The sequence below is a fragment of the Pseudomonas sp. NyZ201 genome (assembly GCF_049860765.1).
Classification (GTDB): Bacteria; Pseudomonadota; Gammaproteobacteria; order Pseudomonadales; family Pseudomonadaceae; genus Aquipseudomonas; species Aquipseudomonas bharatica.
In genome coordinates, this window is record NZ_CP187557.1 from 5,116,697 (window position 1) to 5,142,743 (window position 26,047).

Below are 26,047 nucleotides of genomic sequence, written 5' to 3' on the forward strand. Positions count from 1 at the left end.
AGAACTTCCACGATGTCCGGCGCGCACCCGACCTTCTCCACCGCATTGCTGATCGACGGCGAACTGGTTGCCGGCGAGGGGTTGGCCGAGCCGATCTTCAACCCGGCCACGGGCGAAGTCCTGACCCATATCGCCGAAGCCAGCAACGAGCAGGTGGAAACCGCGATCCAGGCCGCGCACCGTGCCTTCGCCGGCTGGTCGCGGACTACGCCGCAACAGCGCTCGAATATCCTTCTGAACATCGCCGATGCCTTGCAGCGCCAGGCAGACGAACTGGCTCGCCTGGAAGCCCTGAACTGCGGCAAGCCGCTGCACCTGGCGCGCCAGGACGATCTGCCGGCGGCCATCGACGTATTCCGCTTCTTCGCCGGCGCGGTGCGCTGCCAGACCGGGCAACTGGCCGGTGAGTACGTACCCGGCTACACCAGCATGGTCCGTCGCGATCCGCTGGGCGTGGTGGCCTCCATCGCGCCGTGGAACTACCCGATCATGATGGCGGCGTGGAAGATCGCCCCGGCGCTGGCGGCCGGCAACACCCTGGTGTTCAAGCCCTCCGAACATACCCCGTTGTCGATCCTGGCCCTGGCCCCTGCCCTTGCCGAGCTGTTGCCGGCGGGCGTGCTGAATATCGTCTGCGGCGGCGGCGAAAGCGTCGGCAGCCATCTGGTCAGCCACGCCCGGGTGCGCATGGTCTCGCTGACCGGCGATATCGTCACCGGGCAGAAAATCCTTCAGGCCGCCTCCAGGACCGTCAAGCGCACCCACCTGGAACTCGGCGGCAAGGCCCCGGTGATCGTCTGCAACGATGCCGACCTCAAGGCCGTGGTCGAGGGCGTGCGCACCTGGGGCTACTACAACGCCGGCCAGGACTGCACCGCCGCCTGCCGCATCTACGCCCAGGCCGGTATCCACGACAAGCTGGTAGCCGAGCTCGGCTGGGCGGTCAGCAGCCTGCGCTTCGCCAGCAAGCGCGATGCCGACAACGAGATCGGCCCGCTGATCAGCACCCGCCAGCGCGACCGCGTGGCCAGCTTCGTCGAGCGCGCCCTGAGCCAGCCGCACATCGAACGGGTCACCGGCGCCGCCGTGCATTCGGGGGCCGGCTACTATTACCAGCCTACCCTCCTGGCCGGTTGCCAGCAGCGCGACGAGATCGTCCAGCGCGAGGTGTTCGGCCCGGTGGTCACGGTGACCCGCTTCGACGAGCTGTCCCAGGCCGTGGACTGGGCCAACGACTCCGAATACGGCCTGGCGTCCTCGGTGTGGACCCGCGACCTGGACAAGGCCATGCAGATCGCAGCGCGCCTGCAATACGGCTGCACCTGGATCAACAGCCATTTCATGCTGGTCAGCGAGATGCCCCACGGCGGCCTCAAGCGCTCCGGCTACGGCAAGGACCTGTCCAGCGACTCGCTGCAGGACTACAGCGTGGTCCGCCACATCATGGCGCGCCACGGCGAGCACCTGGCCTGAACCCGATTCGCATCACCTAATAAAACGCTGGATCGCTGCACCGTTTGCCAATCTGCCCCGACAACTATTTGAACAAGAGGGAACACCATGTTCGCGCACAAGACCGCCCTGCTCAGTGCCCTGGGCACCGCCCTGCTGGCCAGCGCCAGCCTGCACGCCGCCGAACCGCTGAAGGCCGTGGGTGCCGGCGAAGGCCAGCTGGATATCGTCGCCTGGCCCGGCTACATCGAACGCGGCGACAGCGACAAGGCCTACGACTGGGTCACCGGCTTCGAGAAGGAAACCGGCTGCAAGGTCTCGGTGAAGACCGCCGCCACGTCCGATGAAATGGTCAGCCTGATGGCCAAGGGCGGCTACGACCTGGTTACCGCCTCGGGCGACGCCTCGCTGCGCCTGATCGTCGGCAAGCGGGTGCAGCCGATCAATACGGCGCTGATCCCCAACTGGAAGAATATCGACCCGCGCCTGCAGGACGGCCCGTGGTATGTGGTCAACAAGCAGGTCTACGGCACCCCGTACCAGTGGGGCCCGAACGTGCTGATGTACAACACCAACGTGTTCCCCAAGGCGCCGGACAGCTGGGGCGTGGTGTTCGAACCGCAGAACCTGCCGGATGGCAAGCCGAACAAGGGCCGGGTGCAGGCGTATGACGGCCCGATCTACATCGCCGACGCGGCGCTGTACTTGAAGACCGCCAAGCCGGAGCTGGGGATCAACAACCCCTACGAGCTGACCGAAGCACAGTACAAGGCCGTGCTCGACCTGCTGCGCCAGCAACAGCCGCTGGTCCACCGCTACTGGCATGACGCGACGGTGCAGATGAGCGACGTGAAGAACGAAGGCGTGGCCGCGTCCAGCTCCTGGGGCTACATGGTCAACGGCCTGAAGGCCGACAACCAGCCGGTGGCGTCGGTGATTCCGAAGGAAGGCGCAACCGGCTGGGCCGACACCACCATGTTGCATGTCGAGGCCAAGCACCCGAACTGTGCCTACAAGTGGATGGACTGGTCGCTGCAGCCGAAGGTCCAGGGCGATGTGGCGGCGTGGTTCGGTTCGTTGCCGGCGGTGCCGGCGGCCTGCACCGGCAGCGAGCTGCTTGGAGCAGAAGGCTGCAAGACCAACGGCTTCGACCAGTTCGACAAGATCGCCTTCTGGAAAACCCCGCAGGCCGAGGGCGGCAAGTTCGTCCCGTATAGCCGCTGGACCCAGGACTACATCGCGATCATGGGTGGGCGGTAAGCCTTAGCCCCTGGGTTGGCCTTTCGGGCCTCATCGCCGGCAACGCCGGCTCCCACAGGGTTCTGTGTACGCCGCCGGACCTGTGGGAGCCGGCGTTGCCGGCGATGAGGCCCCAGAGAGCACCGCAAAGCCACCTGCAAAAAACGTACCACCGTCGTCAGTCGTCCAGGCCTGGGCCGCTGCACACACCCACGCCTATCCGGAGCACCGCACCATGACCCTTGCAGTCCAGTTCACCCAGGTTTCCCGCTTGTTCGGCGAGGTCAAGGCCGTCGACCGGGTATCCATCGATATCCAGGACGGCGAGTTCTTTTCCATGCTCGGGCCGTCCGGCTCGGGCAAGACCACCTGCCTGCGCCTGATCGCCGGCTTCGAACAACCCAGCGCCGGCTCGATCCGCATCCATGGCGCCGAGGCCGCCGGCCTGCCGCCCTACCAGCGTGACGTCAACACGGTGTTCCAGGATTACGCCCTGTTCCCCCATATGAGCGTGCTGGACAACGTTGCCTACGGCCTCAAGGTCAAGGGTGTCGGCAAGCAGGAGCGCCATGCTCGCGCCGAAGAAGCGCTGTCGATGGTCGCCCTCGGCGGCTACGGCAGCCGCAAGCCGGTGCAACTGTCCGGCGGCCAGCGCCAGCGCGTGGCCCTGGCCCGCGCCCTGGTCAACCGTCCACGGGTGCTGCTGCTCGACGAGCCCCTCGGCGCCCTCGACCTGAAGCTGCGCGAGCAGATGCAGACCGAACTGAAAAAGCTCCAGCGCCAGCTCGGCATTACCTTCATCTTCGTCACCCACGACCAGACCGAAGCGCTGTCGATGTCCGACCGGGTCGCCGTGTTCAACCGCGGTCGCATCGAGCAGGTGGACACCCCCCGCAACCTCTACATGAAACCGGCCACCACCTTCGTCGCCGAGTTCGTCGGCACGTCCAACGTGCTGCGCGGCGATCTTGCCGGCCAGTTGAGTGGCAGCGCGCAGCCTTTCTCGATCCGCCCGGAGCATATCCGCCTGGGCGATTCGGCCGTGAGCGGCCAGGTCCAGGTCAGCGGCGTGCTCCACGATATCCAGTACCAGGGCAGCGCCACCCGCTACGAACTGAAACTGGACAACGGCCAGTTGCTCAATGTCAGTCAGGCCAACACCCAGTGGCAGGCCGACGCCGCCCAGTTGCAGCCGGGCCAGCGCCTGGCCGCGCACTGGGCCCGCGAGGCGATGACGCCGCTGCAGGAAACCGTGCTGGGCGAGGGCCGTTGAGATGAGCCTGGCCCTGGAAAAACCGGCACCCCGCGTGTCTTCGGGATCGCCCATGCGGCGCTTCTCCAACCTGCTGTACCGCAAGCCCAACCTGTACCTGGCGCTGCTGCTCATACCGCCGCTGATCTGGTTCGGCGCGATCTACCTCGGCTCGCTGCTGGGCCTGCTGTGGCAAGGGTTCTACACCTTCGACGACTTCACCATGGCGGTGACGCCGGACCTGACCCTGGCCAACTTCGCCGCGCTGTTCAACCCGGCGAACTTCGACATCATCGTGCGCACCTTGACCATGGCCATCGCCGTGTCCATCGCCAGCGCCGCCCTGGCCTTCCCCATCGCCTACTACATGGCGCGCTACACCACGGGCAAGACCAAGGCGTTCTTCTATATCGCGGTGATGATGCCGATGTGGGCCAGCTACATCGTCAAGGCCTACGCCTGGACCCTGCTGCTGGCCAAGGGCGGCGTGGCCCAGTGGTTCGTGCAGGTGCTGCACCTGGAACCGCTGCTGCAATTCCTTCTCGACATCCCCGGGGTCGGCGGCAGCACGCTGTCGACCTCGCACCTGGGGCGCTTCCTGGTCTTCGTGTACATCTGGCTGCCGTTCATGATCCTGCCGATCCAGGCGTCGCTAGAACGCCTGCCGCCCTCGCTGCTGCACGCCTCGGCAGACCTCGGCGCGACGCCACGGCAGACCTTCATGCAGGTGATCCTGCCGCTGTCGGTGCCGGGTATCGCCGCCGGCTCGATCTTCACCTTCTCCCTGACCCTGGGCGACTTCATCGTGCCGCAACTGGTGGGCCCGCCTGGCTACTTCATCGGCGGCATGGTCTACGCCCAGCAGGGCGCGATCGGCAACATGCCGATGGCCGCGGCCTTCACCCTGGTGCCGATCGTGCTGATCGCCATCTACCTGTCCATCGTCAAACGCCTGGGGGCCTTCGATGCACTCTGAAAAAGCTTCGCTGGGCCTGCGTATCGCGGCCTGGGGCGGGCTGGTGTTCCTGCACTTCCCGATCCTGATCATCTTCCTCTATGCCTTCAACACCGAGGACGCGGCGTTCAGCTTCCCGCCCCAGGGCTTTACCCTGAAGTGGTTCAGCGTGGCCTTCTCGCGGCCGGACGTGCTGGAGTCGATCAAGCTGTCGCTGCAGGTTGCCTGCCTGGCCACCCTGATCGCCCTGGTGCTCGGTACGCTGGCCTCTGCGGCGCTGTACCGGCGCAGCTTCTTCGGCAAGGAAGGCATTTCGCTGATGCTGATCCTGCCGATCGCCCTGCCCGGCATCATCACCGGTATCGCCCTGCTCTCGGCGTTCAAGAGCCTGGGCATCGAGCCGGGGATCTTCACCATCGTGGTCGGCCACGCGACCTTCTGCGTGGTGATCGTCTACAACAACGTGATCGCTCGCCTGCGCCGTACCTCGCAGAGCCTGATCGAGGCCTCCATGGACCTCGGCGCGGACGGCTGGCAGACCTTCCGCTACATCATCCTGCCGAACCTCGGCTCGGCGCTGCTGGCCGGAGGCATGCTGGCCTTCGCCCTGTCGTTCGACGAGATCATCGTTACCACCTTTACCGCCGGGCACGAACGCACCCTGCCGATCTGGCTGCTAAACCAGCTCAGCCGGCCGCGCGACGTGCCCGTCACCAACGTGGTCGCCATGCTGGTGATGATGGTGACCATGCTGCCGATCCTTGGCGCCTACTACCTGACCCGCGGCGGCGAAAGCGTTGCCGGCAGCGGCAAATAACCCCGACTTGCCTGACGAGGACTGACTCATGCACACCCAACTGCTGATCAACGGCCAACTGCTCGATGGCGAAGGCCCGAGCCATGACGTACTGAACCCGTCGCTGGGGACTACCCTGGTGAGCATCAAGGAAGCCAGCGCGGCCCAGGTCGATGCCGCCGTGCGCGCCGCCGACCATGCCTTCGATGCCTGGTCGCAGACCGCGCCGAAGGACCGCTCCGGCCTGCTGCTCAAATTGGCCGATGCCATCGAGGCCCACGCCGAAGAGCTGGCCAGGCTGGAGTCGGACAACTGCGGCAAGCCCTACAGCGCCGCGCTGAACGACGAGATCCCGGCCATTGCCGATGTGTTCCGCTTCTTCGCCGGTGCCAGCCGCTGCCTCAATGGTTCGGCGGCCGGCGAGTACCTGCCGGGGCATACCTCGATGATCCGTCGTGACCCGGTGGGCGTGATCGCCTCCATCGCACCGTGGAACTACCCGCTGATGATGGTGGCCTGGAAGATCGCCCCGGCCCTGGCCGCCGGCAATACCGTGGTGCTCAAGCCGTCCGAACAGACCCCATTGACCGCCCTGCGCCTGGCGCAACTGGCCAACGGGATCTTCCCGGCCGGCGTGCTCAATATCGTCTTCGGCAAGGGCCCGAGCGTCGGCGCGCCGCTGGTCAGCCATCCGAAGGTGCGCATGGTGTCGCTGACCGGTTCCATCGCCACCGGCTCGAACATCATTTCCAGCACCGCCGACACTGTGAAGCGCATGCACATGGAACTGGGCGGCAAGGCCCCGGTGATCATCTTCGACGACGCCGATATCGATGCGGCGGTGGACGGCATCCGCACCTTCGGCTTCTACAACGCCGGCCAGGACTGCACCGCAGCCTGCCGCATCTATGCGCAAAGCGGCATCTACGAGAAATTCGTCGAGAAGCTCGGTGCGGCGGTCTCGACCATCAAGTACGGCCTGCAGAACGACCCGGAGACCGAACTGGGCCCGCTGATCACCGCCCAGCACCGCGACCGCGTGGCCGGCTTCGTCGAGCGCGCCATCGCCCAGCCGCATATCCGCCTGGTCACCGGCGGCAAGGCGGTACCGGGTGACGGTTTCTTCTTCGAGCCGACCGTGCTGGCCGACGCCCAGCAGGATGATGAAATCGTGCGCCGCGAGGTATTCGGGCCCGTCGTCTCCGTCACCCGCTTCGACGACGAAGCCCAGGTGCTGGCGTGGGCCAACGACTCCGACTATGGCCTGGCCTCCTCGCTGTGGACCGCCGATGTCGGCCGCGCCCACCGCGTTTCGGCGCGCCTGCAATATGGCTGCACCTGGGTCAACACGCACTTCATGTTGGTCAGCGAAATGCCCCACGGCGGCCAGAAGCTTTCCGGCTATGGCAAGGACATGTCCATGTACGGCCTGGAAGACTACACCTGCATCCGCCATGTGATGTTCAAGCACTAAGGGATTTTCATGCAGATCACACGACGCGATTTCCTCAACGGCGTCGCCATCGGAATTGCAGCGGGAATGACCCCGCTGCAGATTCTCCAGGCCGCTCCGGACGGGCGCTACTATCCGCCCTCCCTGACCGGCCTGCGCGGCAGCCACCCGGGCGCCTTCGAGGTGGCGCACCAGATGGGCTGGGAGAAAAAGACCTTCGACACCGACGCCCTGCCGATCGCCGAGCAGTACGACCTGGTGGTGGTCGGGGGTGGCATCAGTGGCCTGTCGGCAGCCTGGTTCTATCGCCGGAAACATCCGCAGGCGCGGATCCTGGTGATCGAAAACCACGACGACTTCGGCGGCCACGCCAAGCGCAACGAGTTCAGCGCCGACGGGCGGATGATCATCGGCTATGGCGGCAGCGAGGCGTTCCAGTCGCCGAACCATCTGTACAGCCAGGAAGTGAACGGGCTGCTCAAGGCACTGGGGGTAGAGATCAAGCGCTTCGAAACGGCGTTCGAGCGCAACTTCTACCCGGACCTGAACCTGTCCCGCGCAGTGTTCTTCGACAAGGAGACCTTTGGCGAGGACAAGCTGGTGACCGGCGACCCAACGCCCATGGTGGCCGACGATATCGCCCCGGACCGACTGAATGCCCGTTCGATCCGCGACTTCATCAACGACTTCCCGTTGCCGCAGGCGGATCGCGCGGCGCTGATCGACCTGCACGAAACGCCCCGGGATTACCTCGCCGGCAAGAGCCTCGAACAGAAAACCAAACACCTGGAAACCACCAGCTACCGCGACTTCCTGCTCAAGGACGTGGGGCTGTCGCCAGTCGCCGTGGCCTATTTCCAGGGGCGCACCAACGACTTCATGGCCCTGGGCATCGATGCGGTGGCGGCCTATGACGCCTACAACTTCGGTTTCCCCGGCTTCGCCGCGATGAACCTGGAGCCGATCAGCGAGGAAGCCCGGGCGGAGATGGAGGAGCCGTACATCTATCACTTCCCCGATGGCAACGCCTCGCTGGCGCGCCTGCTGGTACGCGACCTGATTCCCCAGGTGGCGCCGGGCAAGGGCATGGAGGATATCGTCCTGGCGAAGTTCGACTACAGCCAGCTGGACCAGGCTGCGCACCCGGTGCGCATCCGCCTGAACAGCACGGCGGTCAGCGTGCGCAATGTGGATGGCGGGGTGAACATCGGCTACAGCCGTGGCGGGCAACTGGCCCAGGTGCGGGCCAGGCACTGCGTGATGGCCTGCTACAACATGATGATCCCCTACCTGCTGCGCGACCTGCCGGCGGAACAGGCCCATGCCCTGAGCCAGAACGTCAAGTTCCCGCTGGTGTACACCAAGGTGGTGGTGCGCAACTGGCAGGCGTTCCACACGCTCGGCGTGCACGAAATCTATGCGGCGACCCAGCCCTACAGCCGGATCAAGCTGGATTACCCGGTGAGCATGGGCGGCTACGAGCACCCGCGGGATCCGGCGAAGGCGATCGGCTTGCACATGGTGTATGTGCCGACCACGCCGAACGTCGGCATGAGCGCCCGCGACCAGGCGCGCACCGGGCGGGCGAAACTTTATGCGCAAAGCTTCGACCAGCTCGAGGCACAACTCAGGGATCAATTGCAGCGGATGCTGGGCCCGGGTGGCTTCGATCACCGCAAGGACATCCTGGCGATCACGGTCAACCGCTGGTCCCACGGCTACGCGTGCTTCACCAATACGCTGTTCGATGATGCCGGGCAGACCGAGAAGTGGATGGAAACGGCGCGCAAGCCGCTGGGCAACGTGACCATCGCCAACTCGGATGCGGCGTGGAGTGCGTATGCGCATGCGGCGATAGACGAGGCGTGGCGGGCGGTAGGCGAGTTCAGCTGACGATTTGCATTGCTGCTGATGGCCAAATCGCCGGGAAAGCTGAGCCTGCGACTGGAACCTACTCTACACGGCAGCGTCGCCGCCAAAGCAGAACTGGAGAACAAGAGCATCAGTGGGTGAGTGACGTGCTGAATCACGCGGCCCATGCTTAAAAGGGGCAGACCACAAGGCCTGCCCCTCACGCGTTCAATCCCTCAAATCAGACTCATGAATCGGCTGCTCCCGGCTGGTCGCTCGCTGGTACTGCGCCGGCCAGGTCGCCTTGTTGCCGCCCAGGTCGTCATCGGCATGCAGCGGCCAGTACGGATCACGCAGCAGCTCGCGGGCGAGGAAGATCAGGTCGGCCTGCCCGGTGCGCAGAATGTGCTCGGCCTGGGCCGGCTCGGTAATCATGCCGACCGTGCCCGTGGCGATCCCCGACTCCTTGCGTACTTTTTCCGCAAAACGCGTTTGATAGCCAGGGCCAGTAGGGATCTCGGCATGCATGGACGTGCCGCCGGACGACACATCGATCAGATCGGCACCCAGGGTTTTCAGGCGCTTGGCCAGTTCCACCGTTTCATCCGGGTTCCAGCCATCCTCCACCCAGTCCGTCGCCGAAACCCGCACGAACAGCGGCAGCGACTCCGGCCAGACCTCGCGCACCGCCTCGGTGACCTGCAAGGTCAGGCGAATACGGTTTTCAAAGCAACTGCCATAGCTGTCACGCCGCTGGTTGCTGAGCGGCGAGAGGAACTGATGCAGCAGGTAACCATGCGCGGCATGGATCTCCACCACCTTGAATCCCGCCACCAGCGCACGTTTAGCGGCAGCGACGAAGTCGTCGATGATGTCGCGGATCTGCGACTCGTTCAGCTCGCTGGGCGTGGTGTGCTGCGGGTCGAAGGCGATCTTCGACGGCCCGACCGGCACCCAGCCGCCGTCCTCGGGCTTGACGCTGCCATGCTTGCCGATCCACGGCCGATGGGTACTGGCCTTGCGCCCGGCATGGGCCAGCTGGATGCCCGGGACCGAGCCCTGGGCCACGATGAAACGAGTGATGCGTTGCAATGGCGGGATTTGCGCATCGTCCCACAGGCCCAGGTCCTGGGCGGTGATGCGACCCTCGGCGGTGACCGCAACGGCTTCGGTGATGACCAGCCCGGCCCCGCCGACCGCACGGCTGCCGAGGTGCACCAGGTGCCAGTCATTGGCCAGGCCATCGACGCTGGAGTACTGGCACATGGGCGAGACGACGATACGGTTCGGCAGGGTCAACTGACGCAGGGTGTAAGGCTCAAGTAACAGACTCATGAGGGCACCTCTCCAGGACTCCGAATGGTGGACCGAACCGAGCGCTCGTTTTTCCCTTTGGCTCAGTGCCGGTCCTACAAAGCCTAGACCAGTTTCCTACCCCCAGATTCAGCGCGGTTCCATATGCGCGATCATCAGCTGCACCGTTTCCTGACCACGGAACTCGTTTACATCGAGCTTGTAGGCCAGTTCGACCCAGCGCACCGTGGGGTTCGGCCAGACGTCGCGGTCGATGCCGAAGGCGATGCCGTCGAGCTTGACCGCGCCGCATTCGCTCTTGAGCACCACCTTGAGGTGGCGTTCGCCGACGACGCGCTGCTCCACCAACTGGAACACGCCATGGAACAGCGGCTCGGGGAAGTGCTGGCCCCAGGGCCCGGCGTGGCGCAGGGCGCGGGCCAGTTCGAGATGGAACTCCTCGACCGCCAGGGTGCCGTCGGACAGCAGGCGACCGGTCAGGTCCTCCTCGCGCAGTTGCCGGCGCACTTCTTCGTCGAAGGCCTCGGCGAAGGCCGGGAAGTTGTCGGCGGGCAAGGACAGCCCGGCCGCCATGGCGTGGCCGCCGAACTTGCTGATCAGTTGCGGATGACGCGCCGCCACCGCATCCAGGGCATCGCGGATATGAAAACCCGGCACCGAACGGGCCGAGCCCTTGAGCATGCCCTCGCCCGCGTCGGCGAAGGCGATGGTCGGGCGGTGATAGCGCTCTTTCAGGCGCGAGGCGAGGATGCCGATCACACCCTGGTGCCAGTCGGCCTCGAACAAGCACAGGCCGAACGGCATCGACTCCAGCGGCAGGTCCTTGAGCTGGGCCAGGGCCTCGCGCTGCATGCCCTGTTCGATGGACTTGCGGTCCTGGTTGAGTTCGTCCAGTTGCACCGCCATGTCCCGGGCCAGGGCCTCGTCATCGCAGAGCAGGCATTCGATGCCCAGGCTCATGTCGTCGAGACGGCCGGCGGCGTTCAAGCGAGGGCCGAGGATGAAACCGAGATCGGTAGACGTGATGCGCCGGTGATCGCGACGGGCAACTTCGAGGATCGCCTTGAGCCCGGGACGGGCGCGGCCGGCACGGATGCGTTCCAGGCCCTGGTGCACCAGGATGCGGTTGTTGGCATCCAGCGGCACCACGTCGGCGACGCTGCCCAGGGCGACCAGGTCGAGCAGTTCGCCGAGGTTCGGCTGCGGCGTGTTGTCGTAATGCCCCAGGCCACGCAAACGCGTGCGCAAGGCCATCAGCACGTAGAAGATCACCCCGACCCCGGCCAGCGACTTGCTCGGGAATCCGCAGCCTGGCTGGTTGGGGTTGACGATGGCATCGGCCAGCGGCAACTCGTGGCCCGGCAGGTGGTGGTCGGTGACCAGCACCTTTAGCCCCGCGGCCTTCGCCGCCGCCACGCCCTCGACGCTGGAGATGCCGTTGTCCACGGTGATCAACAGGTCGGGTGTGCGCTGCAGGGCCACGGCGACGATTTCCGGGGTCAGGCCGTAACCGTATTCGAAGCGGTTGGGCACCAGGTAATCGACATGGGCCGCGCCCATCAGGCGCAGGCCGAGCACGCCGACACTGCTGGCGGTGGCGCCGTCGGCGTCGAAATCGCCGACGATCAGGATGCGCTGGCGCTTGGCCAGGGCCTCCACCAGCAGGTCCACCGCCGCGTCGATGCCCTTGAGCAAGGTGAAAGGCAACAGCCGCGCCAGGCTTTTGTCCAGCTCTTCGGCGCTCTGTACACCGCGCGCGGCGTACAGGCGGGTCAGCAGCGGCGGCAGGTCGCCAAGGAAAGGCAGGGTCGGGGGCAGCGAGCGGGGTTCGATACGCATGGACTGATGGCTCAACCGCGCTCGCCCAGCAACCACTCCAGCTGCACTTCGTGCTGCCCGCGATCATCGGTGACGAAGACGGTGCCTTCGCTGATCATCACGTCCCACTTGATCGAGCGCGGCATGTCGGTGGCCAGGGTTTCCAGGACGTCCTGGGGCACGGCGGCGATATTCAGGTTCTTCAGGTTCTTCACCGCATCCACCACCTTGTTCTGCCACACGCGCAGGCTGCCGTAGGCCAGCAGGCTGGTGCGCTCGGTGCGGCGCGAGCACCAGGTCAGGCGCTCGGCGTCCGGCTGGCCGACCTCGATCCAGTGCAGGATGCGGTCATCCAGGCTCTTTTCCCACAATGCAGCCTCATCGACATCCGACAGACCGCGACCGAACGACAGGTTCTCGTTGTACCAGAGCGCGTAGGCCAGCAGGCGTACGGCCATGCGTTCCTCGGTTTCCGAAGGATGGCGGGCGATGGTCTGCTTGACGCTCTCGTAGACGCCACGGTCAAGGTCCGTGAGGTTCAGTTCGAATTTGTAGGTGGTGGACGGCTGGGCCATGGGGACGGGCTTCTGGTAACGGGGAAAGTCGAGCAGTCTAACCGATGCGGCGGCAATCGACGACGCGCGGCCACGATCCTGCGCTGCAACAGTATCTGCGCCTGTCGCCCTGTGATAAAAACGAGCGCACCGTTCATTGCCCCGGATGCCTTATGTCGCTGCCCAGCAAACCCCTCGCCGGTCTGAAAGTCGTCGAACTCGGAACCTTGATCGCCGGCCCCTTCGCCTCGCGCATCTGCGCCGAATTCGGTGCCCAGGTCATCAAGGTCGAGTCGCCGGACGGCGGCGATCCGCTGCGCAAGTGGCGCAAGCTGTACGAGGGGACCTCGCTGTGGTGGTTCGTCCAGGCCCGCAACAAGCAGTCGCTGACCCTCAACCTCAAGCATCCCGAAGGTATCGCGATCCTCAAGCGCCTGCTCGCCGACGCCGACATCCTCATCGAGAACTTCCGCCCCGGCGTGCTGGAAAAGCTCGGCCTGGGCTGGGATGTGCTCAAGGCGCTGAACCCCGGGCTGGTGATGGTTCGCCTGTCCGGCTTCGGCCAGACCGGGCCGATGAAGGACCAGCCGGGCTTCGGCGCAGTGGGCGAATCCATGGGCGGGCTGCGCTATATCACCGGGTTCGAGGACCGGCCGCCGGTACGCACCGGGATTTCCATCGGTGACTCCATAGCCGCCCTGTGGGGTGTGATCGGCGCCCTGATGGCCCTGCGACATCGCGAGGTCAACGGGGGCGAAGGCCAGGTAGTGGACGTGGCACTGTACGAAGCCATCTTCGCCATGATGGAAAGCATGGTCCCGGAATTCGATGTGTTCGGCTTCATCCGCGAGCGTACCGGCAACATCATGCCCGGCATCACCCCCTCCTCCATCCATGCCAGCGCCGACGGCAAGCACGTGCAGATCGGCGCCAACGGCGATGCCATCTTCAAGCGCTTCATGCTCGCCATTGGCCGCGCCGACCTGGCCGAGGATCCGACGCTGGCCAGCAACGATGGGCGCGATGCCCGGCGCGACGAGCTGTACGGGGTAATCGACCGCTGGGCCAACAGCGTGCCGCTGGAACAGCTGATGCGCACCCTCAACGACGCCGAAGTACCCGCCAGCCGCATCTATAGCGCCGAAGACATGTTCAGCGACCCGCAGTACCTCGCTCGCGAAATGTTCCTGCAGGCGAAGCTGCCTGACGGCAAGCCCTTCAGGATGCCGGGCATCGTGCCCAAGTTGTCCGATACACCGGGCTCCAGCGAATGGGTGGGACCGACGCTCGGCGAGCACACCGACCAGTTGCTCGCCGGCCTGGGCTACGATCCGGCCGCGATCGGCGCGCTGCGCGAGCAGGGTGCCATCTGAAAGCGCTGCTACGCAGTACCGGCCTCGGCTTGCTGCTCGGGGCCTTGCTGGGTATTTCCGGCGTGATCGAAGCCAGGGAGCGCCTGACCTGGCTGTTGCGCGACCTGCCGCCCTTGACCATCTTCGAAGGTTCGCAAAAGGGCCTGGGCGCGGTGGATCAACTGCTCGCCCGGTTGATCGAGCAAATGCCCGAATACGACCACAGCATCCTGCGGGTCAACCGGGCTCGCGCCATGCAGATGCTCGCCGAGCCCAGCTTCACCTGCGACCCGACCCTGCTGTGGACCCCGGAGCGGGCGAAATTCATTTATTTCTCGGTGCCAAGCATGGGTACCCTGAGCAACGGCCTGATCGTGCGCAAGCAGGATGCGGCGATGGTCGAGCCGTTCCTGGTGGACGGCAAGGTCGATCTGCAGCGCCTGCTGGCCAGCGGTTCGTCGCGCCTGGGCATGGTCGCCGAACGTAGCTACAGCCCGCCGGTGGACATGCTGCTCAAGGCCGCTCCGCCCGACACCCTGACCGCGCATTACGGCAACGACGCGATGCGCAGCCTGTTGCAGATGCAGCATCTGGGGCGCCTGAAGTGGTTGCTGGGCTATTGGCCAGAAGTCCGTTACCTCAGTGTCGAGTCGGACCAGCCGCTGGACGACCTGGCCTTCTATCCGATCCAGGGCATGGCCCAGTACCAGTTCATCCATGTTGGCTGTTCCGACACCCCGCAAGGACGCGAGGCCGTCAGCCATATCGACCGCTTGCTGCTGGAGATGCGCGAACAACGCCTGCCGCCGCTGTATGCCGCATGGCTCGACGAACAGACCCGCAAGACCTACCTGGAGGACGCACGGCATTTCTTCGTCGAGGACCATCCGTAGCGGGAAAAAAGAAACCCCGAACGGTGGGGAGCCCGATCGGGGTTAAACGCTGGCCCTTGGATGGCCTTGCGTAGAGGCGGTGCGCTGGCATCGGAGCAAAATGCCAGTTCGCCACCTGTATAACGTCTGAGTGTCGTCTGCGCCAAAGGTTCCCTTACAGGCTGGCCGACAACTCGCGCCCCTGCCGGGCATGCTGCCAGGCGGCGATCACGCAGGGCTGCAAGCGCCCCTCGGCGATGCGCAGGTCGCGCTGCAGGCCGTCTACCAGGTCCACCAGCAGGCGCTGGTCCTGCAACTGGCCGGCCGGTGTGGTGCGCTGCAAAATCTGAAAACCGTTCTCGTCACGTAACGACAGCGTGAAACTGCCCGTCCCCAAGGGCTCCAGGATGACCTGATAAGGTGCCAATGCTTCATTGAGCAACAAGCTGACAGATTCCATCTTGTTCACTTATTCACCTCGTTAGAACCAAGTGGTCTTTGACTGACCCCGCCAATCTCGAAAAAGTTCGACACCACGGGCTTTCACCAGGGGATCACCGGAGCATGCCCGGCAAAGATGACAGCTTGAACTGCCCTCCCTCGCAGCAATATCAAAAAGCCACTAACGATTCAAGCGACGCCTTGCTGGCCATTGGTCGAAGGCCCGCGGGCATCGATCCAATGGAGCAGTTCGCCGCCGGTCATCGGCCAGGCGATGAAACCGCCCTGCAGGCAGGAATCGCCAAGCCCCTGTGCGGCGTGCCAGTCGGCCAGGGTGTCGACATCCTCCACCACCACGTCCAGTGCGCTGCGCCGGGCCAGGATCAAGGCCGAGGCCACCACAGCTGCCTTCTTGCCATCCTCGGCCATGCCACGGACGAACTCCCCGGGAAGCTTCACCTCGCTGAGCGGCAGGTCGAACAGTTGCCGGAGGTTGGCGGCACCACGGCCGAAGCCGTCCAGGCACAATTTGCAGCCGAGCTGGCGCAGGTCCGCCAGGCGTTGCAAGTGCACCGCATCGAGATGGGCACAGTGGGATTCGGCGAGTTCGAGGGTCAAGGCACTGGCCGGCAGTCGATGCTGCAGCAGCAGGGCGCGCAAGCGTTCGGCGAACGTATCGTCGAGCAGGCTCGGCGTAGGCAGGTTCACCGCCACCGGCATCGGTCGCCGGTCTTCCAGGCGGATCGCCGCGCTGAGTGCCACGGCCTTTTCCAGCACATGCCAGGTCAGCATTTCCAGCAGCCCGGCGCCCTGCAGCGCGACGAAGAACTGGCCCGGGGTGAGCGAGCCCAGGGTCGGATGTTGCCAGCGTACCGAAGCTTCGACACCCAACAGCGTGCCGCCGGCATCGACCTTGGGTTGGTAGCGGACTTTCCATTGCTCCCGGGAATGGGCCAGTTGCTCCGGGGAAAGCCGGTTCAGTTCGAAGATTTGTGCAGTAGCTTCGGGCGCGGGCAGTTCGCCGATGCGTTCCAGATAATCATTGAGCAAGCGATGCAGCAGCGCCCCGCTGGCCGGTTTCTGCACACAGCCGAGCAGGCGCAGGCCCAGTTGCGGGGCAAGTTCGGCGATGTTGTCGAGCAGCGCCGGCTCGGCGTCGCTGAGCACGATCACTGCCGAAGCCAGTCGGTGTTGCGCCAGGTAGCGGATCAGCGCCAGGCCGTCCGGGCCGTCCATGTACAGGTCGCAGATCGCCACGTCTACCGGACCACGGCGCTCCAGCATCTGCATGGCCGCCGCAACCGACTCGGCGACAAGCACATCGAACACGCCATTGGCATTGAGCATCTGGTGCAGGGCCATGAGCTGAAAGGGATGGTCTTCGAGGATCAGGACCTTGAGCGAATGCATTGGGCAGGCCTCCGTGATGGCACGAAGCTGCGACTCTAGGGAAAGTGTGCGAGGCAACCTATAGGAAAAATCCGAAAGAACGGTGAATATTTCCGACTGGGGATCTGACGGTAGATCAGGAAATGGCTGCCTTGTGCGCTTGGCCTCATCGCTGGCAAGCCAGCGCTCATAGAACAAGACATAACTCTTTGATTTGCAAGGCCCCTGTGGGAGCGGGTTTACCCGCGATTACGTAGGTGAATTCACCATAGCAATCGCGGGTAAACCCGCTCCCACAGGGTACGCGTCGTGCCTTGGAACTGTTCTCTGTACGACAGCGCAGCCCGAAAGGCTGGGCGGACTCCCACAGGTCCTGTGAATGCCGCACCTTGTGTGGCTGGCTTGCCGGACCGCTGCACCGCAGTGATGAGGCCAGCGATTTGCCGGCACTCACGCATTAAAAAGCCCGTCACTGAGGACGGGCTTTCTTCACCGCGTACCGCTTACAGCGGCTTGCCACGATTGCCATGCTGGCTTACGAAGGCCTGGACCTTGCCCAGGTCATTGGCCAGTACGGTGCATTTTTCCTCCCGCGAGAACAGGTCTGCCAGGTGCGCTGGCAGTTCCAGTGCCTTGCCGACACCTGCCTTTTCCACCGCTTCCGGGAATTTGACCGGATGCGCCGTGCCGAGCACCACCATCGGGGTGTCCAGGCTGCGGCGGCATTCGCGGGCGGCCTTGACGCCAATGGCGGTGTGCGGGTCCAGCACTTCGCCAGTCTGGGCGAAGACCTCGGCGATGGTTTCGCAGGTCTGTGCGTCATCCACGGCCAGGGAGTCGAACAGCTTGCGCGCTTCGGTCCAGCGATCCTGCTCGACGCTGAAGCCACCACCCTGCTTGAAGCTGGCCATCAGCTCGGCGATCGCCGCGCCGTTGCGGCCGTGCAGGTCGAACAGCAGGCGCTCGAAGTTCGAGGAAACCATGATGTCCATGGACGGCGACAGGGTCGCGTGCAGGGTTTCCTTGACGTACTGATTGCCGCTCATGAAGCGGTGCAGGATGTCGTTGCGGTTGGTGGCGACGATCAGTTGGCTGATCGGCAGGCCCATGTTGCGCGCCAGGTAGCCGGCGAAGATGTCGCCGAAGTTGCCGGTCGGCACCGAGAACGCCACGGAACGGGCCGGGCCGCCGAGCTGCAGGGCCGCGTGGAAGTAGTAGACGATCTGGGCCATGATCCGCGCCCAGTTGATCGAGTTGACCGCCACCAGGCGGGTGCCCTTGAGGAAGCCCTGGTCGGCGAAGCTGGCCTTGACCATTTCCTGGCAGTCGTCGAAGTTGCCTTCGATGGCGATGTTATGGATGTTCTCGCCCATGATGGTGGTCATCTGGCGGCGCTGCACTTCCGACACACGCTGGTGCGGGTGGAGGATGAAGATGTCGACGTTGTCGCAGCGACGGCAGCCTTCGATGGCCGCGGAACCGGTGTCGCCGCTGGTGGCACCGATGATCACCACGCGCTCGCCGCGCTTGGCCAGGACGTGGTCCAGCAGGCGGCCGAGCAGTTGCAGGGCGAAGTCCTTGAACGCCAGGGTCGGACCGTGGAACAGCTCGAGCACCCACTCATTGCTGTTCAACTGGCGCAGCGGTGCCACTGCGGCGTGGGCGAACTCGCCGTAGGTTTCTTCGAGGATCTTCTTGAAATCGGCATCGGCGATGCTGCCGGTAACGAACGGACGCATCACCCGGAACGCCAACTCGTGGTACGGCAGGCCGGCCCAGGAAGCGATCTCTTCCTGGGTGAAGCGCGGCAGGTTTTCCGGAACGTAGAGGCCACCGTCACTGGCGAGGCCCGCCAGCAGGACGTCTTCGAAATTCAGGGCAGGAGCCTGGCCACGGGTACTGATATAGCGCATTTGGGCAAACCTATGATTCAAGCGGCGGGCCTCGGCCCGCCGCAGACGATTAATTGAGCTGTTCGACGCGGATCCGCACGACCTTGCCGACCACATCCTGCAGGGCTTCCAGGGCGACGATGGCATCGTTCATGCGCTGTTCCTGCACCTCGTGGGTAAGCAGGATCATCGGTACCAGGCCGTCCTGTTCCTCGACGTCCTTCTGCATGATCGATTCGATGTTGATGCCACGCTCGGAGAGGATGCTCGCCACCTGGGCCAGTACGCCCGGGTGGTCCTTGGCCTGGATGCGCAGGTAGTACGCGGTCTGGCAGGCTTCGATCGGCAGGATCGGGTGGGCGGACAGCGAGTCCGGCTGGAAGGCCAGGTGCGGTACGCGGTTTTCCGGGTCGGAAGTCATGGCGCGAACCACGTCCACCAGGTCGGCGACCACCGAGGAAGCAGTTGGCTCCATGCCGGCGCCGGCACCGTAGAACAGGGTCGAACCGGCGGCGTCGCCGTTGACCATCACCGCGTTCATCACGCCGTTGACGTTGGCGATCAGGCGGTCGGCCGGGATCAGGGTCGGGTGTACCCGCAGCTCGATGCCGGCGGCGGTGCTGCGTGCAACGCCGAGGTGCTTGATGCGGTAGCCCAGGGCTTCGGCGTAGTTCACGTCAGCGGTGGTCAGCTGGGTGATGCCCTCGGTGTAGGCCTTGTCGAACTGCAGCGGGATGCCGAAGGCGATGGACGCGAGGATGGTCAGCTTGTGCGCGGCATCGATGCCTTCGACGTCGAAGGTCGGATCGGCTTCGGCGTAACCCAGGGCCTGGGCTTCGGCCAGCACGTCAGGGAAGGTACGGCCCTTCTCGCGCATCTCGGTAAGGATGAAGTTGCCGGTGCCGTTGATGATGCCGGCAACCCAGTTGATGCGGTTGGCCGACAGGCCTTCGCGGATCGCCTTGATCACCGGGATGCCGCCGGCCACGGCCGCCTCGAAGGCGACGATGACGCCCTTCTCGCGGGCGCGGGCGAAGATTTCGTTGCCGTGCACCGCGATCAACGCCTTGTTCGCGGTGACCACGTGCTTGCCATTGTCGATGGCCTTGAGCACCAGGTCGCGGGCCACGGTGTAGCCGCCAATCAGTTCAATGACGATATCGATATCGGGGTTGCTCGCTACCTCGAACACGTCAGCGGTAATGGGGGTACCGGTAATCTGGCAGTTCGGGTTGGGCGAACGCATGGCAATCTGTGCCACTTCGATTCCACGCCCGGCGCGGCGGGCGATTTCCTCGGCGTTACGCTTAAGTACATTGAAGGTTCCGCCACCGACGGTCCCCAACCCACAGATGCCTACTTTGACCGGTTTCACTGTGAACTCCCCATTGAACGGCCAGCCCCTCGGCCAGCCGTGAAAAAAGCCGTCTCCCCATGAAGGCGGCCCACTGATTGATTACATTACTTGGCGCCGGCCAGGGCCAGCGCGGCCACTTGCTTGGCCGGCTGGTAGCCCGGGATCACCTGGCCATCCTCGAGGACGATGGCCGGGGTGCCGTTGACACCGATCGACTGGCCCATGGCGAACTGCTTGCTCACCGGGTTCTCGCACTTGGCGGCCTTGATTTCCTTGCCGCCGATCATCTTGTCGAGGGCCGAGTTGCGGTCCTTGGAACACCAGACCGCCTGCAGCTGTTCATCACCCGGCGAGCCGAGGCCCTGGCGCGGGAAGGCGACATAGCGCACTTCGACACCGAGCCTGTTCAGCTCCGCGACTTCTTCGTGCAGCTTGTGGCAATACGGGCAGGTGGTGTCGGTGAAGACGGTGATGTGCGACTTGGCCTGGCCTTTGGCCGGATAGACCACCATGTCCGAGGTCGGAATGCCATTGATGGTCTTGGCGATGCCGGCGCGCTCGGCCTTCTCGGTGAGGTTCACCGGCTTACCGTCCTTCACCTCGTACAGATTGCCCTGCACCACATACTGGCCGTCAGCACTGGCATACAGGACCCGACCGCCCTGCAGCTTGACTTCGTACAGGCCGTTGAACGGGCTCTTGTCGATGCTCTCCACCGGGATGTCGGAAGCCAGCGACTTCAGCGTGTCGCGAATCGCCTTGTCGGCCTCGTCGGCCACGGCGAACGAGGTGACCAGCGCCAGGGCGGCGGCCGCGAGGGTCTGGATCAAGCGCATGAGGGGAAAACTCCTTGCATAGGACCGGAATAGGGACGCCCGTGCTGAAAACGCGGGGATTTCGCCGGCCCAGGACGTGAACATTGAAAGACTACCACATTCACTGCCCTGTACACGGGCCGTCGAGAAGCCGAATAGCGGCTAGCCGCGTGGATGATGACGGGCATGCAGCTCCTGTAGGCGAGCCTTGGCGACATGGGTATAGATCTGGGTGGTGGAGAGATCGCTATGGCCTAGGAGCATCTGCACCACCCTCAGGTCGGCGCCGTGGTTGAGCAGGTGGGTGGCAAAGGCGTGGCGCAGGGTGTGCGGCGACAGCGTCTTGCCGATACCGGCGACCTTCGCGTGGTGCTTGATACGGTGCCAGAAGGTCTGGCGAGTCATCTGCTCGCCGCGCTGGCTGGGAAACAGCACATCACTGGGCTGCCCATTGAGCAGGTCGGCCCGCCCATCGCGCAGGTAGCGCTCGATCCACAGCACCGCCTCCTCGCCCATGGGCACCAGGCGCTCCTTGCTGCCCTTGCCCATCACCCGCAGCACGCCCTGGCGCAGGTTGATCTGGTCGAGGGTCAGGCTAACCAGCTCGGTCACCCGCAGGCCACAGGCGTAGAGCACTTCGAGCATCGCGCGGTCGCGCTGGCCGATGGCTTCGCTGAGGTCCGGGGCCCGCAACAGGGCTTCGACATCCGCTTCGGACAAGGACTTGGGCAGTGGTCGCCCCAACTGCGGCATGTCCACCTGCAGGGTCGGATCGACCTCTATCAGCTTTTCCCGCAGCAAATAACGATAGAAACCACGCGCACCGGAGAGGAAACGCGCCGTGGAACGGGGCTTGTATCCCTGGTCCAGGCGCCATGCCAGGTGATCGAGGATCAGCTCGCGGCCGGCGTCTGGCAGGGCGATGCCCTTGTCCTGCAACCAGCCGTTGAACAGGGCCAGGTCGCTGCGATAGGAGGCACGGGTGTTGTCTGAAAGGCCTTTCTCGAGCCACAAGGCATCGAGAAACTGGTCGATCAGGGGATGGTCGATGGCGGGCATGACAACTCGGAAAACACAGGATGAAAACGCTGAAAGACCGCTAGTCTTCCATAACCATGCCGGCATAGGGAAATCCGAATGAGCGAGCAACAGATCCTGCTGACCTTTGGCGGCATAGGGCTGGCGGCACTGGGCTGCCAGTGGCTGGCCTGGCGCCTGAAGCTGCCGGCGATCCTCTTTCTCCTGCTTGGCGGCATCCTTGTCGGTCCGGTGCTGGGCTGGCTCGATCCGCAGGCCATGTTCGGCCCGTTGCTGATGCCGCTGGTATCCCTGGCGGTGGCACTGATCCTGTTCGAGGGCAGCCTGACCCTGCACCTCTCGCAATGGCGCGACATCGGCGCCGTCGTGCAACGCATGGTGACCCTCGGCGCACTGGCGACCTGGATCGTCATCGCCCTGGCCACCCACTGGCTGCTGGGTTTCGACTGGCCGCTGGCGGTGCTGTTCGGCACCCTTACCCTGGTCACCGGGCCGACGGTGATCGTACCCATGCTGCGGGTAGTGCGTCCCAAGGCGACCATCGCCAATATCCTGCGCTGGGAAGGAATCGTCATCGACCCGATCGGCGCACTGCTGGCCGTGGTGGTGTACAGCTTCATCATTGCCAGCGCTGCCGACGAAGGCCTGAGCCAGAGCCTGAAGACCTTCGCCGGGGTGCTGTTCTACGGTTGCGCCTTCGGCGCGGCGGGTGGCTGGTTGCTCGGCCAGGTGATGCGCGAACAGTGGCTGCCGGAATACCTGCACAACCTGGCTTCGCTGGCGGCGGTGCTGGGGATTTTCGTCGCGGCCAACCAGGTCATGGCCGAATCCGGGCTGCTGGCGGTCACGGTCATGGGCATGTGGCTGGCCAATATGAAAGGCGTGGATGTACGGCAGATCCTGCATTTCAAGGAAAACCTCAGCGTGCTGCTGATTTCCGGGCTGTTCATCCTGCTGGCGGCGCGTCTGGACCTGAACGCCCTGCTCGGCCTTGGCCCCGCAGTGCTGGCTCTGCTGCTGGTCATCCAGTTGATTGCCCGGCCGCTGAATGTCGCCCTTTCGACCTGGGGATCGCCGCTGACCTGGCGGGAGCGGGCCTTGCTGGCCTGGGTAGCGCCGCGGGGCATAGTCGCTGCTGCCGTGTCGGCGATCTTCGCCATCCGCCTGGATGAAGCCGGGCATGAAGGCGCCCTGCTCCTGGTGCCACTGACCTTCGCCGTGATCATCGGCACCGTGGTCCTGCAAAGTGCTACGGCACGTCCCCTGGCGCGCCTGCTGAAAGTGGCGGACCCGGCGCCCAGCGGTTTCCTCATCGTCGGCGCCAACCCGCCGGCGCGGGCCATCGGCAAGGCGTTGCAGGAGATGGGCTGCCGGGTACTGCTGACCGACTCCAGCTGGGAGAACATCTGCGCGGCGCGCATGGACGGGCTACCGACCTATTTCGGCAACCCGGCGTCACAACATGCTGAAGTCCACCTGGATCTGGTCGGCCTCGGGCACCTGCTCGGGCTGTCCCCCGCCGGCGAGCTGAATGCACTGGCGTGCATGCGCTTCCGTCATGAGTTCGGCCCGCAACGCCTGTTCGCTCTGGCCAGCGGCCTTGAGGTCAGGCGCAGCGACAAGCACCGCGCCAGTCACGAACACCGTGGCGAGGCCCTGGGCAGCCAGGCACTGACCTATGTGCAACTGGCCAACCAGTTGCACCAGGGCGCCGAGCTGTACAGCACGCACCTGACCGAGGCATTTGGCTGGGAGGCCTATCAGGCCCTGCATGGCGAGCGAGCGACGCTGTTGTTCGCCCGGGATGCCCAGGGCTGGGTGCATGTGTTCAGCCCGGACAGCCAGCCCAGGCCGGGAACCGGCTGGACGTTGCTGGCGTTGATCCAGCCTCGGGACTGAGATGGGACGCTTATCCTCGTCGATGGCGACGAAGCCAAGAAGCGACCCTGTGGGAGCGGGTTCACCCGCGATTACGGTAGTGCAGCCACCCTTGCAATCGCGGGTAAACCCGCTCCCACAGGATCCGCGCAGACTTTCAGAATGCAAAAAGGGCAGCCCGAGGGCTGCCCTTTCTTTCGCAAAGGTCGGACTGGACTCAGGCCAGTTTTTCCTTGATGCGAGCTGCTTTACCGGACAGGTCACGCAGGTAGTACAGCTTGGCTTTACGCACGTCACCACGACGTTTCACGGCCAGGCTGTCGATTTGCGGGCTGTAGGTCTGGAAAGTACGCTCAACGCCAACACCGTTGGAGATCTTGCGAACGGTGAATGCGCTGTTCAGACCGCGGTTGCGCTTGGCGATTACAACGCCTTCGAACGCCTGCAGACGGGAACGATCGCCTTCCTTCACTTTCACCTGAACGACGATGGTGTCGCCCGGGGCAAAGGTAGGGATCTCTTTGCTCATCTGCTCAGCTTCGATCTGCTGAATGATTTTGTTGGTCATCTTGTGCTCCTAAGGCAAATCACGGATTTACCATCGATACGTTAACTATCGTCCCGCTCGCGGATGTATTCCTCGAGCAGCTTCTTCTCTTCTCCAGAAAGTGAGCGACTTTCCAGAAGATCGGCGCGTCGTTCCCAGGTCCGCCCAAGGGACTGCTGCAAACGCCAACGCCGGATGTGTGCATGGTTGCCACTGAGCAACACGTCGGGTACACGCTGATCCGCATACACCTCGGGTCGGGTGTAGTGCGGGCAATCCAGCAGACCGTCGGTGAAGGAATCCTCCTCCGCCGAGTCCACATGCCCTAAAGCTCCGGGCAGCAGCCGCGTAACCGCATCGATCAGGACCATCGCCGGCAGCTCGCCGCCAGACAGTACATAGTCGCCAATCGACCACTCTTCATCGACATGAGCCTCGATAAAGCGCTCGTCGATGCCTTCGTAACGACCGGCAATCAGAATCAACGATTCATGGGTTGCCAGGTCCTTGACCGCCGACTGGTTCAGCTTGCGGCCTTGTGGCGAAAGGTAGATCACCTTCGCCGCTCCTCCGGTTGCCTGCCTGGCCTCGACCAGGGCGTCTTCCAGAGGCTTGATCTTCATCACCATGCCCGGACCACCGCCAAAAGGCCGATCATCCACCGTGTGGTGACGATCCGTGGTGTAGTCCCGCGGGTTCCAGCAGGTCAGTTGCAACAACCCCTGTTTCACCGCGCGGCTGGTAATGCCGTACTCACTGATGGCCGAGAACATCTCGGGGAACAACGTGATGACTTCTACGCGCAGGCTCGCCATCGCTTAGAAATCCGCATCCCATTCGACCCTCATCTCACTCGCCGCCAGGTCGATTGCCAACACGCACTGCCGGGTATAAGGCAGTAGCCGTTCACGATCATCCAGGCTGCCAGCACAGGGCTTGACCACCATTACATCGTTCGCGCCGGTCTCCAACAGGTGATCAACCTTGCCGAACAGTTGTCCGTCCTGGTTGATGACACTCAGGCCCACGAGCTGGTACCAGTAGTACTCGTCGTTGGCCAGGTTGGGCAAAAGGCTTCTCGAGATACAGATCTCAAAACCGCTCAGAAGACGTGCTTCGTCGCGATCGTCCAGCCCCTTGAGCTTGGCGACCAGATCCTTTTGACCGGATCGGCCCTTGACCAGCTCTACCTGCTTGACCACGCCTTCGCGCCGAAGCGTCCAGTGGCGGTACTGCAACAGGTTGTCGATCGGATCGGTAAAGGAAAACACCTTCACCTCGCCGCGAACGCCGTGTACCGAAAAAATCTTGCCGACGACGATCAGGTCGTCCGCATTTTCTGGCGTCGCGTTCATATTGCTCAGGCAGCGGCCTTGGCAGCTTCCTTCAGCAGCTGAGCAACGCGCTCAGACGGCTGGGCACCTTGAGACAGCCAGTAGGTGGCACGCTCCTGGTTTACGGACAGCTTGACTTCTGCGCCCGAAGCAATCGGGTTGAAGAAGCCGATACGCTCAACGAAACGACCATCGCGCGCATTGCGGCTGTTGGTCACGGTGAGGTGGTAGAATGGGCGCTTTTTGGAGCCGCCACGGGCAAGACGGATGGTTACCATGTGAACATCGTTCCTGTAGTCGGTGCTGCAAATCTATAGGCCAAACGGGTACGGGTACCCGAAAGGCCGCATATTCTCAAGGAATACACGGGCTTTTGCAAATGCCTTTTTTCTGGCAAACGCCTGCCTGTCATACAGATCTGCAATGAAGCCACTCTTCATAGAGATGG

23 protein-coding genes and 1 pseudogene are annotated in these 26,047 nt (G+C 64.1%); 11 read left to right on the plus strand and 13 right to left on the minus strand.

Going from position 1 to position 26,047, the window contains the following annotated elements; genetic code table 11:
* Window positions 1–12: 12 nt before the first annotated feature.
* From ACPFMA_RS22990 to ACPFMA_RS23025, 8 genes and pseudogenes are all read left to right on the plus strand, one after another.
* Window positions 13–1,473: a gamma-aminobutyraldehyde dehydrogenase gene (locus ACPFMA_RS22990; RefSeq protein WP_009403632.1), complete on the plus strand. Its 1,461-nt coding sequence runs from the start codon at window positions 13–15 to the stop codon at window positions 1,471–1,473.
* A gap of 87 nt (window positions 1,474–1,560) precedes the next feature.
* Window positions 1,561–2,712, plus strand: a complete 1,152-nt coding sequence (gene ydcS, locus ACPFMA_RS22995; protein WP_064301721.1) for a putative ABC transporter substrate-binding protein YdcS — start codon at window positions 1,561–1,563, stop codon at window positions 2,710–2,712.
* A 214-nt stretch (window positions 2,713–2,926) separates the two neighbouring features.
* Complete coding sequence (locus ACPFMA_RS23000) at window positions 2,927–3,964, plus strand: ABC transporter ATP-binding protein (protein WP_009403628.1); 1,038 nt, start codon at window positions 2,927–2,929, stop codon at window positions 3,962–3,964.
* A 1-nt stretch (window position 3,965) separates the two neighbouring features.
* Window positions 3,966–4,919, plus strand: a complete 954-nt coding sequence (locus ACPFMA_RS23005) for an ABC transporter permease (protein ID WP_420059144.1) — start codon at window positions 3,966–3,968, stop codon at window positions 4,917–4,919.
* Window positions 4,909–5,715, plus strand: a complete 807-nt coding sequence (locus ACPFMA_RS23010; RefSeq protein ID WP_009403624.1) for an ABC transporter permease — start codon at window positions 4,909–4,911, stop codon at window positions 5,713–5,715. The genes ACPFMA_RS23005 and ACPFMA_RS23010 overlap by 11 nt, the downstream gene beginning before the upstream one ends.
* A gap of 28 nt (window positions 5,716–5,743) precedes the next feature.
* Window positions 5,744–7,168 carry a gamma-aminobutyraldehyde dehydrogenase gene (locus ACPFMA_RS23015; RefSeq protein WP_064301719.1) on the plus strand — a complete coding sequence of 475 codons (1,425 nt, stop codon included), beginning with the start codon at window positions 5,744–5,746 and terminating at the stop codon, window positions 7,166–7,168.
* Between the two features lie 9 nt (window positions 7,169–7,177).
* On the plus strand, window positions 7,178–9,040 hold the full coding sequence (locus ACPFMA_RS23020; protein WP_425928812.1) for an FAD-dependent oxidoreductase: 1,863 nt from the start codon (window positions 7,178–7,180) through the stop codon (window positions 9,038–9,040).
* Between the two features lie 33 nt (window positions 9,041–9,073).
* A pseudogene (locus ACPFMA_RS23025) lies at window positions 9,074–9,192 on the plus strand (toxin-antitoxin system HicB family antitoxin); the annotation flags it as partial.
* Window positions 9,193–9,226: 34 nt separating this feature from the next.
* Here the strand turns inward: ACPFMA_RS23025 and ACPFMA_RS23030 are convergent.
* The 3 genes from ACPFMA_RS23030 to ACPFMA_RS23040 form a co-directional block, all read right to left on the minus strand.
* Window positions 9,227–10,333: an NADH:flavin oxidoreductase/NADH oxidase gene (locus ACPFMA_RS23030; protein ID WP_009403615.1), complete on the minus strand. Its 1,107-nt coding sequence runs from the start codon at window positions 10,331–10,333 to the stop codon at window positions 9,227–9,229.
* 108 nt (window positions 10,334–10,441) lie between these two features.
* Window positions 10,442–12,151: a single-stranded-DNA-specific exonuclease RecJ gene (gene recJ / locus ACPFMA_RS23035; protein ID WP_064301717.1), complete on the minus strand. Its 1,710-nt coding sequence runs from the start codon at window positions 12,149–12,151 to the stop codon at window positions 10,442–10,444.
* An 11-nt stretch (window positions 12,152–12,162) separates the two neighbouring features.
* A complete protein-coding gene (locus tag ACPFMA_RS23040) occupies window positions 12,163–12,705 on the minus strand; it encodes a YaeQ family protein (protein ID WP_420059146.1) in 543 nt (180 codons plus the stop codon).
* A gap of 152 nt (window positions 12,706–12,857) precedes the next feature.
* On the opposite strand from ACPFMA_RS23040, the gene ACPFMA_RS23045 reads away from it, so the two are divergent.
* On the plus strand, window positions 12,858–14,057 hold the full coding sequence (locus tag ACPFMA_RS23045) for a CaiB/BaiF CoA transferase family protein (protein WP_425928813.1): 1,200 nt from the start codon (window positions 12,858–12,860) through the stop codon (window positions 14,055–14,057).
* Window positions 14,058–14,086: 29 nt separating this feature from the next.
* On the plus strand, window positions 14,087–14,929 hold the full coding sequence (locus ACPFMA_RS23050; RefSeq protein ID WP_425928814.1) for a TIGR02285 family protein: 843 nt from the start codon (window positions 14,087–14,089) through the stop codon (window positions 14,927–14,929).
* A 154-nt stretch (window positions 14,930–15,083) separates the two neighbouring features.
* Here ACPFMA_RS23050 and ACPFMA_RS23055 read toward each other — a convergent pair whose 3' ends face one another.
* The 6 genes from ACPFMA_RS23055 to xerD form a co-directional block, all read right to left on the minus strand.
* A complete protein-coding gene (locus ACPFMA_RS23055) occupies window positions 15,084–15,377 on the minus strand; it encodes a DUF3509 domain-containing protein (protein WP_420059148.1) in 294 nt (97 codons plus the stop codon).
* 161 nt (window positions 15,378–15,538) lie between these two features.
* Window positions 15,539–16,759: an EAL domain-containing response regulator gene (locus ACPFMA_RS23060; protein ID WP_425928815.1), complete on the minus strand. Its 1,221-nt coding sequence runs from the start codon at window positions 16,757–16,759 to the stop codon at window positions 15,539–15,541.
* Between the two features lie 482 nt (window positions 16,760–17,241).
* Window positions 17,242–18,651: a threonine synthase gene (gene thrC / locus ACPFMA_RS23065; protein WP_009403601.1), complete on the minus strand. Its 1,410-nt coding sequence runs from the start codon at window positions 18,649–18,651 to the stop codon at window positions 17,242–17,244.
* Window positions 18,652–18,700: 49 nt separating this feature from the next.
* Window positions 18,701–20,005: a homoserine dehydrogenase gene (locus tag ACPFMA_RS23070; protein WP_009403600.1), complete on the minus strand. Its 1,305-nt coding sequence runs from the start codon at window positions 20,003–20,005 to the stop codon at window positions 18,701–18,703.
* Between the two features lie 86 nt (window positions 20,006–20,091).
* On the minus strand, window positions 20,092–20,823 hold the full coding sequence (gene dsbC, locus ACPFMA_RS23075; protein ID WP_064301714.1) for a bifunctional protein-disulfide isomerase/oxidoreductase DsbC: 732 nt from the start codon (window positions 20,821–20,823) through the stop codon (window positions 20,092–20,094).
* Between the two features lie 141 nt (window positions 20,824–20,964).
* On the minus strand, window positions 20,965–21,861 hold the full coding sequence (gene xerD, locus ACPFMA_RS23080) for a site-specific tyrosine recombinase XerD (protein ID WP_420059151.1): 897 nt from the start codon (window positions 21,859–21,861) through the stop codon (window positions 20,965–20,967).
* Between the two features lie 78 nt (window positions 21,862–21,939).
* Between xerD and ACPFMA_RS23085 the strand changes: the two genes are divergently transcribed.
* Window positions 21,940–23,739 carry a cation:proton antiporter gene (locus tag ACPFMA_RS23085; protein ID WP_425928816.1) on the plus strand — a complete coding sequence of 600 codons (1,800 nt, stop codon included), beginning with the start codon at window positions 21,940–21,942 and terminating at the stop codon, window positions 23,737–23,739.
* A 196-nt stretch (window positions 23,740–23,935) separates the two neighbouring features.
* On the opposite strand, the gene rplS is transcribed toward ACPFMA_RS23085, so the two are convergent.
* Genes rplS through rpsP form a run of 4 tightly spaced genes read right to left on the minus strand, consistent with a single transcriptional unit; the run spans window position 23,936 to window position 25,877 of the window.
* Window positions 23,936–24,286 carry a 50S ribosomal protein L19 gene (gene rplS / locus ACPFMA_RS23090; RefSeq protein WP_009403595.1) on the minus strand — a complete coding sequence of 117 codons (351 nt, stop codon included), beginning with the start codon at window positions 24,284–24,286 and terminating at the stop codon, window positions 23,936–23,938.
* A gap of 41 nt (window positions 24,287–24,327) precedes the next feature.
* Complete coding sequence (trmD, locus tag ACPFMA_RS23095; protein ID WP_009403594.1) at window positions 24,328–25,080, minus strand: tRNA (guanosine(37)-N1)-methyltransferase TrmD; 753 nt, start codon at window positions 25,078–25,080, stop codon at window positions 24,328–24,330.
* A gap of 3 nt (window positions 25,081–25,083) precedes the next feature.
* On the minus strand, window positions 25,084–25,620 hold the full coding sequence (rimM, locus tag ACPFMA_RS23100) for a ribosome maturation factor RimM (RefSeq protein ID WP_064301710.1): 537 nt from the start codon (window positions 25,618–25,620) through the stop codon (window positions 25,084–25,086).
* 5 nt (window positions 25,621–25,625) lie between these two features.
* Window positions 25,626–25,877: a 30S ribosomal protein S16 gene (gene rpsP / locus ACPFMA_RS23105; protein ID WP_009403592.1), complete on the minus strand. Its 252-nt coding sequence runs from the start codon at window positions 25,875–25,877 to the stop codon at window positions 25,626–25,628.
* Window positions 25,878–26,047: the final 170 nt, after the last annotated feature.